Origin of the sequence: Myroides sp. DF42-4-2 (assembly GCF_030326445.1) — a bacterium.
Taxonomy (GTDB): Bacteria; Bacteroidota; Bacteroidia; order Flavobacteriales; family Flavobacteriaceae; genus Flavobacterium.
Window position 1 is genome coordinate 23,280 of sequence record NZ_JACAKI010000019.1, and the last position, 13,113, is coordinate 36,392.

General features: G+C 36.9%; 14 protein-coding genes and 1 pseudogene. 1 reads left to right on the top strand and 14 read right to left on the bottom strand.

The genetic code is table 11. From position 1 onward, the window contains the following. Nucleotides 1-49: 49 nt before the first annotated feature. The 12 genes from HX062_RS13030 to HX062_RS13085 all read right to left on the bottom strand — a co-directional run bounded on the left by HX062_RS13030 (nucleotide 50) and on the right by HX062_RS13085 (nucleotide 11,261). Nucleotides 50-691, bottom strand: a complete 642-nt coding sequence (locus HX062_RS13030; RefSeq protein WP_286385872.1) for a carboxymuconolactone decarboxylase family protein — start codon at nucleotides 689-691, stop codon at nucleotides 50-52. 5 nt (nucleotides 692-696) lie between these two features. Next, entirely contained in the window at nucleotides 697-1,389 is a 693-nt protein-coding gene (locus HX062_RS13035) for an ABC transporter ATP-binding protein (RefSeq protein ID WP_286385873.1), read from the bottom strand. A 3-nt stretch (nucleotides 1,390-1,392) separates the two neighbouring features. Then, complete coding sequence (locus HX062_RS13040) at nucleotides 1,393-2,616, bottom strand: ABC transporter permease (protein ID WP_286385875.1); 1,224 nt, start codon at nucleotides 2,614-2,616, stop codon at nucleotides 1,393-1,395. 4 nt (nucleotides 2,617-2,620) lie between these two features. Next, nucleotides 2,621-3,712 (bottom strand): efflux RND transporter periplasmic adaptor subunit, encoded by a 1,092-nt coding sequence (locus HX062_RS13045; RefSeq protein ID WP_286395966.1) that lies wholly within the window; start codon nucleotides 3,710-3,712, stop codon nucleotides 2,621-2,623. 3 nt (nucleotides 3,713-3,715) lie between these two features. Beyond that, on the bottom strand, nucleotides 3,716-5,041 hold the full coding sequence (locus tag HX062_RS13050) for a TolC family protein (protein ID WP_286395964.1): 1,326 nt from the start codon (nucleotides 5,039-5,041) through the stop codon (nucleotides 3,716-3,718). Nucleotides 5,042-5,059: 18 nt separating this feature from the next. Further along, nucleotides 5,060-5,641, bottom strand: a complete 582-nt coding sequence (locus HX062_RS13055) for a TetR/AcrR family transcriptional regulator (protein WP_286385880.1) — start codon at nucleotides 5,639-5,641, stop codon at nucleotides 5,060-5,062. A 127-nt stretch (nucleotides 5,642-5,768) separates the two neighbouring features. Continuing rightward, nucleotides 5,769-6,134, bottom strand: coding sequence for a carboxymuconolactone decarboxylase family protein (locus tag HX062_RS13060; protein ID WP_286385882.1), 366 nt, complete (start codon nucleotides 6,132-6,134; stop codon nucleotides 5,769-5,771). Continuing rightward, complete coding sequence (locus HX062_RS13065) at nucleotides 6,134-6,679, bottom strand: DinB family protein (protein WP_286385883.1); 546 nt, start codon at nucleotides 6,677-6,679, stop codon at nucleotides 6,134-6,136. Before HX062_RS13065 ends, HX062_RS13060 begins: the two co-directional genes overlap by 1 nt. 78 nt (nucleotides 6,680-6,757) lie before the next feature. Continuing rightward, nucleotides 6,758-7,444 (bottom strand): class I SAM-dependent methyltransferase, encoded by a 687-nt coding sequence (locus HX062_RS13070; protein ID WP_286385884.1) that lies wholly within the window; start codon nucleotides 7,442-7,444, stop codon nucleotides 6,758-6,760. 11 nt (nucleotides 7,445-7,455) lie between these two features. Next, complete coding sequence (locus HX062_RS13075; RefSeq protein ID WP_286395961.1) at nucleotides 7,456-8,760, bottom strand: APC family permease; 1,305 nt, start codon at nucleotides 8,758-8,760, stop codon at nucleotides 7,456-7,458. Nucleotides 8,761-8,763: 3 nt separating this feature from the next. Then, the gene (locus HX062_RS13080; RefSeq protein WP_286395958.1) at nucleotides 8,764-10,824 is read right to left on the bottom strand and encodes a TonB-dependent receptor domain-containing protein; all 2,061 of its coding nucleotides are present in this window, start codon (nucleotides 10,822-10,824) and stop codon (nucleotides 8,764-8,766) included. Between the two features lie 56 nt (nucleotides 10,825-10,880). Then, nucleotides 10,881-11,261, bottom strand: coding sequence for a hypothetical protein (locus HX062_RS13085; RefSeq protein WP_286395955.1), 381 nt, complete (start codon nucleotides 11,259-11,261; stop codon nucleotides 10,881-10,883). 177 nt (nucleotides 11,262-11,438) lie between these two features. On the opposite strand from HX062_RS13085, the gene HX062_RS13090 reads away from it, so the two are divergent. Next, entirely contained in the window at nucleotides 11,439-11,612 is a 174-nt protein-coding gene (locus HX062_RS13090) for a hypothetical protein (protein WP_286467708.1), read from the top strand. A 120-nt stretch (nucleotides 11,613-11,732) separates the two neighbouring features. Here HX062_RS13090 and HX062_RS13095 read toward each other — a convergent pair. Further along, nucleotides 11,733-11,876: pseudogene (locus HX062_RS13095) on the bottom strand (helix-turn-helix domain-containing protein); the annotation flags it as partial. Nucleotides 11,877-12,154: 278 nt separating this feature from the next. Next, nucleotides 12,155-13,081 carry a hypothetical protein gene (locus HX062_RS13100; RefSeq protein WP_286385888.1) on the bottom strand — a complete coding sequence of 309 codons (927 nt, stop codon included), beginning with the start codon at nucleotides 13,079-13,081 and terminating at the stop codon, nucleotides 12,155-12,157. Between the last annotated feature and the right edge of the window lie 32 nt (nucleotides 13,082-13,113).

The following is a 13,113-nucleotide window of genomic DNA, read 5'->3' on the forward strand; positions in this document are numbered from 1 at the left end:
ATAAAAAAATATTCAAAAAAGCAATTGTTCCATTTTTTAATCTTTCAACCTATTCTTTGTTGGTCTCAAAATAGATATTCGGTCTTCCAAAAATCCATTTTACGAATGAAACAACCAATGCAATCGGAATTATGAATATAGCGGCTATAATCATTCCGTATTCATACAACAAAGAACTATCTGAATAAGGTTTCCCTTTCTTTCTGGCACGGAGTGCACTCATTGGTAAGCCAATCATATTGCCCATCAGCATCAGTTGAATGGCAGCTAATATAATTCTTGCTTTTTCTTTTCCGTATTCTTTTACAATGGCTTCGTATGTTTCCATTTCGGGCAATCCACGTGTTTCGGCATAATGTTGAGCAAATAGGACGGCTTTCGATTCTTCGGGTTTGACAAAGCTTTTGTCTCCCGTAAGGAAACCCGATATTTCATCGTTATTCATTCCCATTTTTAATGCCATCTGCGTATGGGCGTATGAACATACGGCACAAGAGTTGACCTCAGTTACTGCCAGTTGCAATCTTTCTAAAAATTGTTCATCAATGGTGTTCTGTTTTTTATTTTTGATAAATACTATTGCTGACCTCGGTGCTAATACCAGCGAACGAAATAGTTCCGATAAAGAAACTTTTCTTTTATACGAAGTTTGATTTTCAATGTTTTGAGGTATAGATATGTTATTGTTCATTGTATTTAATTTGTATGTCCACCAATGATGTTTCCGTCTTTCATTTCTATGGTTCGGTCACTTTTTTGAGCGAATTCATCATCGTGGGTTACAGCGATAATGGTCTGTCCAAAACTGCGTGTCAGGTCTTTGAAAATATCAAAAACAATGTCTGTATTTTTACTGTCCAAATTACCTGTTGGCTCATCACCCATAATAATCAACGGATCATTAATTAACGCTCTGGCAATGGCAACACGTTGTTGCTGTCCACCCGAAAGTTTATTCGCAGGTTTAAGAGCCTGATCTTCCATACCCAGCATTTTTAACTTTTCATAAGCCCGTTCTTCTATTTCTTTTGGAGAAAACTTACCAAGTTTCAGTGCGGGAATCATCACGTTTTTCAGGCAGGTAAATTCTGACAGCAGGTAATGAAACTGGAATACAAAACCTATTTTTTCGTTTCGGATTGCAGCCAGTTCATCAACCGATTTTCCGGTAATTAATTCATTATCTATCATTAAATTTCCACTATAGTCTCTGTCCATAGTGGAAAGAATATAGAGCAAAGTAGATTTACCACTCCCTGACTTCCCGACAAGTGTTAAGAATTCTCCTCTCTCTACTTCAAAACCAATATTTTTCAACACCTGAAATTCTACCGGGTCATAAAAATACTTGTCGATATTTTCTGTTTTTAAAACGATATTTTTATCCATGATTTACTTTCTAAAAATGCTGACCGGATCTACTTTTGCTGCTTTACGGGCTGGAATGTATCCGGCAAAAAATGTAATCACTAAGCCCATAACAATTCCCTGAATGAATTTCTGCAGTTCATAATCTACAGGAAAGTATCCTATGTCACCACCGATGTAAACCTTTTTCAACAAGGTAATCATTAGCAATGCCATCAGCATTCCGCCAACTACACCGATCAAGCCAATAGATAATGCCTGCGTTACAAAAATCCGTATCACGTCGTTCCCTTTAAAACCAATAGCCTTTAATATGGCAATGTCATTTATTTTTTGGGAAACGGTCATGTTCAGGATATTGTAAATGCCAAAACCGGCAATGAGCATAATGGCTGTAGAGACAAAATTGATCATAATGAACCGCATTTTGCTGAGTGCCATCAGCGATTCGTTACTCTCTTTCCAATCTTCGGATTTGTATCCGGTTAATTGAGATAACTTTTCGGCAACGGCTGCCGCGTGGTGCGGATCTTTTACATTGACACTGATGTCTGTTACATACACATTGTTTTCTTTGAGCAATTGCTGAGCGGTGTATAGATTAACGTACGATTTGGTGTCGTCGGCAGTTGAATTAAATGATCGAAAAATACCTGCTACACGCAGGTTCTTAGTTACACCTTTTTGTGATGTAAGATTGATGTTATCACCAAGTGCCAAGTTCATTTTTTCTGCTATTCCTATACCGATTACGATGCCGTTCGGGTCGGATTTCAGGGTTTCAAATTTGCCTTCAACCATTGATGATGTAATGCTGTACATCATATCTGCTTCATCTGGCTTTATCCCGATGCTTAATCCACTCACTTGAGTTCTTCCGTTATTATAAAACACGCTTGTGTTTACCTGGGCTGTTACCACAGTTACTTCCTTTTGCTGTTGTGCCATTTCTGCAATACCGTTCGGGTTAATGATAGTATTGACTTTGGGTACTATTTTCGGATTAGAAATCAGGTATTCGGCAGCAGTATCACTTACCAGATTTTTGCTGATGACATCATCATGGTACAACCGAATATGTGGCGTATTTTTGAAAATATTTTCGTCAGATGCTTTATCAAAACCAACCAGTAAACTGTTCATGAAAATATAGATCGACATTCCGAGCAACACACCAAGAACGGCTACAGCAGTCATTTTTTTGCCCGAAAACAGATAGGTTCTGGCTATGTCTGTATTAATATTCATCAGTCTAAGGTTTTATATGTTCCAGAATATCATCTTTGCTAATTCCTTCCAATATTTCTACATATTCGGTAGAAATGATACCTGTTTTTACAACAACGGGTTCGTCTTTCCCTTTTAGTTTTACCTTATTTCCAAAGCCCAAATAACTTCTCGGAATTAATAAAGCATTCTTCTTTTCGCTTGTCAAAATATTGGCTTCCAACTGTGTGCCGTAAATACTACTTGAAGGTGCTTCATTCAGCAACACTTTTACAACAAATGATTGTGTTTTTTCATCAAATGCAGCCACTATTTCACTGATTTTGCCTTCGTACACGTTGCTTTTATCTGTGTTAAACTGTATATAAACCAATTGTCCCAATTTTACTTTTCCGATGCTTTTTTCATCTACGTTCAATACCACTTCCGGTTTGCTGTCATCAGCAATTGTAGCAACAATATCTCCTTTTTTGACATAATCTCCTGTTGATTTCAGCTTGTTGACAATCGTACCATTTTGAGGTATTATCAGTTGATTGTATCGTTCTATCACTTTGCTGTTTTGTAGCTGATTTTTGTTAGAAATCTGCTGTGTTTTGGCACGTTGCAACAGTTCTGCTTTTTGCTTTTTTAAGGCATTCAGCTGTGCCAGTGAATTTTTTGCTGCCAATTGCATATTTTCAAATTCTACCTTGGCTACACTTTGCTTTTGGAACAGGCGTTCATAACGTTCAGCTTGTTGTTTGTCTTGCTCGTATTTGCTTTCTGCATAGCGAATGTTTTGTTCCAGTTGCTGAATTGCAGGCGAATTTTCCGTTAGGTTTTCGTTGGCAATGGTTAATTGTTCCTCTGCCGAATGCGTATTGATACGGTTAGACGGATTGTCGATAACCGCAATAACTTTTCCTATATTCATTTTGTCTCCCACCTCAAAATTAGCTTCGGTCAATACGCCATCTGTTTGTGCCGTGAGATGATAAGCATCATCCCAATCGAGCATTCCCGATGCAAAAACCAATTCTTTTATATCTTTTACCACCGGCTGCGCTTCTTCCTTTGAACCACAGGATTGTAGTGTAGCGAACAGTACAATGGTAACGAGCAACTTTATTTTCATAGTTTAAAACTTATTATTGATGATAATTTTATTTTCACTAAATCCAATGCCTGCCAAAGCTGTAATAACATTTAGCTGGCTCAGCAGCATATCCGTTTGTGCAGTAAGTAATTTGTCTAAGGGCAGAATATTTTCCTGATACTGATCGAAGTATTTCTGATAAGTATCTTCTTTCAAGGTTTGAATTTTCTTAAAATTTTCGAGCTGTGAAGATGCTTTTTCGTACTCCACCAACAAATTGCTATTGCGGGTTTGGTTTTCACGCAAAAAATGAATACGATCATTTTCCGCCATTTGCCATTGCATTTTTTTCTCTTTTACTGCCGAGTATTTTGAAACGGTAGTAGGTAAATCCCAACTCAAACGAAGACCAACGTAATTAAAATCAATCCAATTGGAATTAGAATGAAAAAAAGACGCATTACTCAAGTTTTGCCAATTAAAGGAAGATACAAATCCCAAAACGGGTAACTGTTGTTTCTGTGCCGCTTTCCATTCCTGTTCTGCCACTTTTTCTCTCAGCTGATAATGGTTTACCCATAAATTGTTGTTTGCTTCTGTCAATATTTGTTTATGATCAAAATCTCGAATGTTTTGATTTAAAATGGGATTGACTTCATTCTCAAAAAACAAAGCAAGATTTTGCTGTTGGATTTGGATATTAAATTGCAATTGCGAAAGCTGATCCTGTAATCGAATAAGGTTCACTTCGGCTTCGTTTACATCTTGTTTGCGTACAAGTCCTTCTTCAAATCTGTTGTTTACGATGGTTAAAATTTGTTTTGCAATGACAATATTCTGCTCTACCATCTGTTGCTGTCCCTGAAACGATAAGATATTAAAGTAAATGCCGTTCAACTGGTCATAAATAGTCCATTCGTTTATTTTTTGCTGATTGGCTACCAGTTCCTGATTGGTTTTGGCAAGTTTTATACGGCTTATATTTCCAAGGTTAATAATATCGAACTGCGGCTGTATGCTGAATGTGCTTACATATTGCAAACCCATTGTGATTTCACGAAAAGAACCGGGCAAACCGCCGAAAACTTCGGCAGAAATATAATTGGTTTGCAAATTCATATTATCAATAACCTGAGCCGATACCGGAATTCTCGGATTAAAGGCACTTCCAACTGCGGTTTTTCTGGTCAGCTCTGCTAAATTTTGCTGGATGATGTCATTTCTGAAACTGACTTTTTTCTCCTTTGCAAAGGCAAGTACTTCGTCCAGCGTATGAAATTCTTTCTTCTCCTGCGACCATACCATAAAAGGCAATAAAAGGATGACTATTAGTAATTTATGTTTGTGAATATTCACTAACTTTTTCATTCAAAAAAATATTATAAATTAGACCTTTATTAAAGCTAAAATGCTATCCATTGTTTTTTGTCCCTGAACCTCAATATCAAATTCAAAAGAAGCCAATTTCCACTTCAGCATTTGCAGCCGAAACGTACCCATAACAATATGCACGAGTTCTTCTGAAGCTATTACTGTTCTAAAAACACCTGTCTCTTGTCCTTCCTTTATCAGGGAATTGAAACGGATGAAATTGGTTTGTAATAATTGCTGTATGGCATTTTTCACCTCATCAGAATTATCAATCAACCCGTCTGATAAAACAATATTGATGAAACACGGATTTTGCTTGAAATACGAAAACTGACTTTTAAAAAGTGTTGTAAACTTTCCTTCCGGTGATTGCTTTGTATTGATAATGGCATCAAAACGCTGGGTAATATTTTCTGATAAATAAGCAATTAATAGTGTTACGATTGCCTCTTTATTTTTGAAATGACGATACAAAGCACTTTCTGAAAAATGCATTTCCCGAGCCAAATTTTTAGTTGTAAGCCCTGCAATGCCACTTTCCATCAATATTTTACCTGATGCCTTTATGATTTCCAGCTGTCTTTCAGACAAATTCATTTAATCCAAACTATTTTAAAAATGTAAAAGTAGTTTAGCTCATTAAGCTACACTGTAACAAAGGTTACACAAATAAAAAACGAGGACATTTAATCCTCGTTTTTCACTAAAGCTATTAAACAGCTTTCTAAGCAGGATTTTCAATTGCTTCAAACACACAATCTACTGCCATGCTAAATGCAGGCATTCCACCTGTAATCGCTGCGGTTTCGCAAACGCCAAAAAGTTCTTTTACGGTAGCTCCGGCTTTTAAGGCTCCTTTGGCGTGCAATTTTGCAGGTTCTTTGTGCATTCCGCCAATCAATAGAGCAAAGTGAACCAATTGCTGGGTTTTCTTGTCAAGTGGATTGTTGTAAATGAGTTGTTCTCGGTATTTTTCGATGATTTCTATGGCATCTGTTTCGTCTGAAAGTGCTGCCAATTTTAACCTTTTCTCGATGTTTTCCGGAACGAAACCCAGCAGTTCTTCGTACTTTTTTCTAATGTTTTCCATTATCCGATTAAGGTTGAAGTGTTGGGCCATTCCATATATTCAGCCGGATAAATTCCGTTTTGACGCATCAGCATATCTACCTGCCCTAAATGGTACGAATGATGCCCAAACGTAATCCACAGAAATGCCATTACCGTGTATTTCCGTCCCATAAAGGAAACGGTTTTATTCAAATCTTCTTCGGTATAGCTTTTTAAGATTTCAAATCCTTTGGCAAAAACGTCCTTGTATTTTTCCACTAATTCCTGTCCGTCTGCAATGTTTTCCAATAAAGAAGCGTTATCGGGTTTTGGAATTGCCAGTCCGTTTTCTCCTTCCTTCATCGCCTGAAACCAATGAATTTCTGCCAATACAAAATGACGGATTAATCCACCTATATTAATTGTATTCACACGAGTTCCGAGATACATCACTTCGTTATCAATCGGTGTACTGTTAAATACTTCATCGGGAACATCTTTCAGTAATTCCAGCGTTTGAAGATACAATTGTTCGTGAATATTCAAGAAGCGATTGAACTCCTGTATTGTTGCCTTATTTTCCATTTTTATTACATTTTAAACTGTTGTAAAATTATGTCGTAACAGGAATTTACACAGTAACCATTGTTACAGAAAGGAGATTTATTTCGCTTTAATAATAAATTGATACGGCAGTAAATCTACATTCACTTCAAAAGAAGTATAACCTGCTTTTTTCAACTCTGCAATTACTTCATCGATAGACACTTTATGGTCGGTTGGCGGGCCCACCGGAACATCTGTTTTGAAGAAATCAATCACGACCAATTCTCCATTGTTTTTTGTTCCTTTTTTTACTTTTGCAAAATATTCGGCTCGATTGTCAATATGGTGATAGGTATTTACGATTAACACCATATCCACTTCATTGTCTTTCAAATCAGGACTGTCAAAAGGTATTTTGCGAAGAGTGATATTATCGATTTTGTTGTCTTCCATACGTTTTTTCAGGAAAGTCTGAAACTCGTCATTTACATCGGCTGCAATTACATTTGCTCCGTGTTTGGCCAGTTTCACAGAAAAATATCCCGTTCCGGCACCGATGTCCATAATGGTTTTTCCGTTGATGTCGCCTAAATATTGCATCACCTTGTGCGGTTGCTGGTATTCGTCTCTTTCTTTCGATTCAAAACGATTTGCTAATTCATCCACAGATGATCTGTGCATATACTCATTTGCAGAATGTGCAGGTTTTCCGTCTCCGTGACCTTTGTGTTTGTTGTGTTCTTGTGCCATAAGTGTGCTTGTTGTGGCAATTGCGAAGATTGCCGTAATAATTTGTTTTTTCATTTTATATCAATTTAATAATTAGACTTTTTTATTTTTTCACTCCAAAAATAAGTTCCTGTTCCGATGAGTAAATTGCTCATTCCCAATATTGTTTCAAACGGATTATGGATTAATGCGTAGGTAATCATCCATACAGATAAAAGAACAAACACAATTTGAAACAGCGGAAATAACGGACTTTTGAAACCTTTTGTTTGTTGATTGTGATTTTGCTTTCGCAATTTGAATACGCCTAAAACTGTCATTAAAGAAGATGCAGTAAGCAATATTCCGCAATAAATCATAATCTGCTCAAAGGTGCCGGTGAGCAACAATAAGGCACTGATGCTAAACTGCAACCACAAGGCTCTTTTGGGAATGCCGTTTTCCTGTGTTTGAAAGTACGACCAAAGACGATGTTCTTTTGCAATGCTCGATGTTACTCTCGGGCCAACCCAAACCATAGCACTAATGCCTGAGATTAACAGTAATGAAATGGCCAACCCAAAGAAATTCCCTAATTTTTCTCCCAACATTTGCTGTGTAGCAATGGTGCCTACGTTCAACTGTCCGGCTAAATAATCAACCGGAACGTGTTTCAGAAAAACGTATTGCAATAAGGCGTATAAAACCGTTACCAAAATTGTTCCTCCAATAAGTGCTTTGGGTAAAGATTTTAAAGGATTTTCAAATTCTTCGGTAATATAAGCTGCCGCATTCCAGCCCGAATAGGAATAACTTACATAAATCAGTGCTATGGCAAAAGCTGTTGACGTTAATTCGGTAAAATATCCTTTTGAAGAAACGATTTCATTGCCCGAATGCTCCGGTAAAACCAAACCAACACCAACAATTATGACAATCAAAATTACTTTGAGCAAAGTACTGATGTTTTGAAATTCGGCACTCAGTTTCAAACTTCGGGTATGGATTAATGTGATGACAGCGACCAAAGCAATACTCATCCATTTGACATTGAAATTCCCAAATGGAAAATACTCCGAAAAAGCAATCGCAGCTAAAGCAATCGGTGCCGCAAAACCAACGGTAAGCGAAATCCATCCCGAAAGATATCCGATTAAAGGATTGTAAATTTTGGACAAGAAAGCATATTCTCCTCCTGATTTTGAAATAACCGTTCCTACTTCAGCATAACTGAACGCTCCCGAAAGAGCCAAAATACCGCCTAAAACCCAAAGAGTAAGTACAACCGAAGGATTATTCAAGTCTTTGAGTTGAAACCCTAAACTGGTAAATGCACCTGTGCCTATCATATTGGCAACAACAATGGCAATTCCTGTTAGCGTGGTGATTTTATGTTTGGATTTTGGCTGCATACATTAAAATTTATATTGCATGAAAACCGTAAAATTTCTACCTGCTTCATTAATCGGTACGCTGGCAAAACCTTCTTGATTTCGAAATGCAAAATTTAAGTGGTTGTGGTATGTCTTATCAAAAATATTTAGCCCGGCTATTCCGATACTTAGTTTTTCAACAGGTTTATAACCTAACCGCACATCCATAGTCTGATAACCTCCTGTTCTGATTTCTCCGAATGAATATGCCAACTCATTTTGGGTTGCAACAATATTATATTGAATATTTCCCCAGAATTTTTCTTTTTCTATTCCTTTAGAAATACGAGCTGTGAATGGAGGAATTAACGGTAAAGATTCATCAAAATCCTTATTTCTGGTATAGATATAAGACAAATCTGTTTTTAAGAAATAGTACTTTCCGAAATCTAATTTTGCGGAAACATCAATACCCGTTTTATAAGCATCTTTTATATTTGTAAATACTTTTGCATCAGATGCTATATCAGGCTCAATCACTGCTGAAATATAATTTTTCAAAAAGCCATAATACACAGATCCCTCAAAACGAATGGTATTGAAAAAGCCACTTAGGTTTTCATAACCGCTTAATCCAATTTCAAACTGATTATTTATTTCAGCTTTCAAATCAGAATTTCCGGTATAAGTATAGCTATCCTGTCCTACATTGAACTGGTTGATGTATCGCTCGATCATATTGGCAGAACGCACACCACGACCATAAGCAAATTCTAAAAAAAGGCGGTCTGAAAATGCTTTTTTCAACGAAATGGTTCCGCTTATATTATGCTCTGTTCTTTTATCCAAATCATACAATGCGGCAAAATCAGCTTCCAGTTTACGAATGTCTGAAATGACCATATCGTAACGTAATCCTGCGGATAAAATATAGCTGGGCAGAAAGTTCCATTTCGCTTCCGTATAAGCTCCTATATCGTCAATATACGAATCCTGCCATATAGAATTTATTCTTGTAATAGGGTTAGGCAATGGATTACCGTTCTGCATCTTTATCAGTCTTGTTCGGTCTCCATATCTGCTGATGTGTAGATAATCCACTCCGCTAAAAAAATGAAGTTTATCGGACGTTTTCCATTCCAATTCTGCTTTTGCCCCGATGGTTGTAGAATTTACATCGGCCGCTGCTTCGGTTGCTGTCGCTGTGGAGCGTTTGTAATTGGTCATCAGATGATCTACATAACTGTAGTAGGTTTTTACTTGCAGACTTTTCAGATTTTTCCCAACATTATCCCATTTGTAATCCAATGAAGCAATGCTGCTGTTGTCATATTCGGTATCCATAGGAAGACCTGCGTGCAACACATCACGTCCGAAAGCCTGTCTCCAGGATGCTTGTATACGCTGATTCGGATGGATATTATAGCCTAATTTCAAACCATAGTCAGTACTTCTGAATGAAGATGGAATTTTTGTATCATCACCGTCTTTGTAATTGCCATAATCTCTGTAACCGAAATTACCAGCTACGTCAAATTTTTGCGTTACATACTGTAGTTGAGCCATTCCTACATAGGCACTTCCATTGGTTTCGTAGCCTGAAGCCACCGAACCGTGAAAGCCGTGTTCTCCTTTTGATGGATTGCGTGTGACCAGATTGACGATGCCTCCAAAATTTGCACCGTACCGCACACTATAGGGACCTTTAATGATTTCTATTTTCTCAATTTCTTCAGGTGAAATGTGAGAGGTGATCGGATCCATACGATTGGGACAAGCGTGCATCACTTTCAGTCCACCATCGTATTGAATGTTCAATTGCTCATATTGTGCACCACGAAATGTGGGATCCATTGCGTAATTTCCTCTCTTTATCAAGGAAAATCCATTGATGTCACAAAACAAGCCCGCAACATTTTTGGGTTGGACTATTTTTTCATTATAGTTGTTGGAAACTTTACTGAATGTGGGGTTTTCCAATCTATAACCCGTAATTATTATTTCATTGAGGATCGTTGTTTTTATAGTATCCTCTTTTTGCTCACTTTGAGCCATAGTTATATAAGGCACAATACAAAGCAAAGTCAATAGTATTGATTTCATTTTTTAAAATTTGATGAATGATAAATGTGTCCCGTGAATATATCAGGGATTTTAATTTAGATCATCAAATTTTCGGGTGGATATTTGCATTTATCCAAATACAGAAAGGAATAAAAAGATTGTTTGGCAATGATTTTATTCTTCTGTAATCTTTTGATTTTTATAAACTCTAAAGTGAATTTTTCGGTAGGAATAAAATCAGGAAAGCTGATGGAGGAAATCTGTTCGGGTATTTTTTCCTGTGTTTCTGAAGCTTCTTTTGAGGCTTTATTCAGACTACATTTTCCATTACAATGCAGTTCAGGTTTCTCTTGATTTTCACAAAACAATTCTATATATCTTTCGGTATCCAATAAATAAAAAGCATAATGAAACTGTGCATAGAACGTTCTAAACACTAAAGTAAAGAGGAATATGTACAAGGCTGCCTTTTTCAAAGAAAATCTTTTGAAACCATTATTGCAACAAAGTTATTTTTACAAAATGGTTTTTATTGTAACCAATGTTACAGAAGAGTGATTTTGAAACAATGTATTTTGGGATACTCTTAATCTAATGATAAGCTATATGCAAAATTATTCTGCCTTTTCATATTTCAACTTATAATCGCCGATATGAATTTCGCTCTGCTTGATTTTTTTATGATTTCGGAAAAAATTGATGATACCCACAATCAGCAAAAGACTGGATATGACGAACAAGATGTATTCAAAAATCACCGCCTCGTTACCATCAACAAGTTTGTTGACACTAAGACCAGCCACAAAATAGTAGATAGAACTTCTTAAAATGACAGAAATGTCGATTGGTTGGCAAGAAATGTACGTTGGATAGCTAATTCTTCTCTAAGTATCAGGTCTTTTTTGAAAGGTGAATTTATTTGTTCGCCTTTGGTTTCTTCCATAGTGTTAGTTTAACAATTCTATGTTATTGCGGTTTAGTTTTATTTTTCCTTCATTTTCCAATGCTTTCAGCAATCGTGAAATTACTACTCGGGAACTGTTGAGTTCGTAGGCAATCTCCTGATGGGTTTTGGTGATGATACTTGAAACCTGAGTTAGACTCTTCTTTGGTCGCTCAGAAATATAAATATGATAGTTAAGGCGCCTTTGTGCAGGCTTATCGAGATAAGCCAAGCAGAGGCAACACAGCATAGCGTGTTTAATTGATTAGCTTTTTTGTTGTTTCACTTTGAAACAGCCATCTTCTTCCTGAAAACGCCTAGAAATAGCCCGCTATTCCTTCGTTGTTATCAGTCGAATCTGACAATTTCAAAGCGTTCTGAGTAAAAAATAATAATCGAACTCAGCTTTATAGTTTTTACAATTGATCATATGAACTCTATAGTTTGTGGACTATCCGGCAGGTAGAGTAGATTAACTTCTCCTACTTGGTATGCGTGTATGTCTGAGAGTAATACTACTTTCTTTTTCTCTAAGTAATGTGTCTTACCGTCTTTATCGGTATAGTTGATGTGGATGCGCATTTCAGGTTGCTCATTGATGAATGTCCCGGTCTGATTAATTTTCGTAATATGTCCTTTGGTTTCCAAACCGTATAGAAACAATTTATAGGAACTTTTATGATTAAGTCCACCTCCCATTCGGCTGAAAATTTTGTTAATTGCTAATTCAGTTATAAGCCCAAAATATGGAGTCCAGACCCAAGGGTGCCATAGCGAAAGCCAACGCCATCCTTTTCCATTGCTAAAGACCAAATGATTGACTATAAATACTGCAATGGCATACACAATAGTAAATAGATAAAGCCAACGCATTTTCGATTTGGTAGCAAAATAATCTCCCTCGCCTAGTATCCATGGAATTTCTGCACTTTTTTGTGTGTTTAGTCTGAGGGGGAGTTGTTTCCCAACTTCATATCTCTTTAAATGTGGCTTGATATCAAGAAAATCAAAAGAAGTAGTGATTTCGGTACCCGCCAAATTGGGAAAAGACACCATTACTTCGGTCATGAAATTTCCTTCTTTGGTTTCTTTTTTTGTGATGATCTCATAGATTTTTGCATCTACAACCTTTCCGCTTCTCTGTAGCTCTTGAGCTTCTTTCAGCAATAGCTTGGGCTTACTGACATGCTTTCGGAACTGTACTTTGATCAACCAGGCCCAACCGATGATTCCAATCATCAGAGAAATTGTCGCCGTCCATGCACCCGAACTCCATCCTCCAGCATAAGAAAAAAACAAAGGGAAGATGTAAAGGAAAAAGAAGATGTACCACTGCCAAAAATTTCTACTCATATCTTTTGTGTTTAAACTATTAAATACGCTGA

Excerpts from the sequence above, each read along its gene's own strand:
- HX062_RS13090 (WP_286467708.1), top strand. The coding sequence starts at position 11,439 with ATGAATTTCGCTCTGCTTGATTTTTTTATGATTTCGGAAAAAATTGAT.
- HX062_RS13050 (WP_286395964.1), bottom strand. The coding sequence starts at position 5,041 with ATGAAAAAGTTAGTGAATATTCACAAACATAAATTACTAATAGTCATC.
- HX062_RS13075 (WP_286395961.1), bottom strand. The coding sequence starts at position 8,760 with ATGCAGCCAAAATCCAAACATAAAATCACCACGCTAACAGGAATTGCC.
- HX062_RS13055 (WP_286385880.1), bottom strand. The coding sequence starts at position 5,641 with ATGAATTTGTCTGAAAGACAGCTGGAAATCATAAAGGCATCAGGTAAA.
- HX062_RS13065 (WP_286385883.1), bottom strand. The coding sequence starts at position 6,679 with ATGGAAAATAAGGCAACAATACAGGAGTTCAATCGCTTCTTGAATATT.
- HX062_RS13060 (WP_286385882.1), bottom strand. The coding sequence starts at position 6,134 with ATGGAAAACATTAGAAAAAAGTACGAAGAACTGCTGGGTTTCGTTCCG.
- HX062_RS13030 (WP_286385872.1), bottom strand. The coding sequence starts at position 691 with ATGAACAATAACATATCTATACCTCAAAACATTGAAAATCAAACTTCG.
- HX062_RS13045 (WP_286395966.1), bottom strand. The coding sequence starts at position 3,712 with ATGAAAATAAAGTTGCTCGTTACCATTGTACTGTTCGCTACACTACAA.
- HX062_RS13080 (WP_286395958.1), bottom strand. The coding sequence starts at position 10,824 with ATGAAATCAATACTATTGACTTTGCTTTGTATTGTGCCTTATATAACT.
- HX062_RS13040 (WP_286385875.1), bottom strand. The coding sequence starts at position 2,616 with ATGAATATTAATACAGACATAGCCAGAACCTATCTGTTTTCGGGCAAA.
- HX062_RS13070 (WP_286385884.1), bottom strand. The coding sequence starts at position 7,444 with ATGAAAAAACAAATTATTACGGCAATCTTCGCAATTGCCACAACAAGC.
- HX062_RS13035 (WP_286385873.1), bottom strand. The coding sequence starts at position 1,389 with ATGGATAAAAATATCGTTTTAAAAACAGAAAATATCGACAAGTATTTT.
- HX062_RS13100 (WP_286385888.1), bottom strand. The coding sequence starts at position 13,081 with ATGAGTAGAAATTTTTGGCAGTGGTACATCTTCTTTTTCCTTTACATC.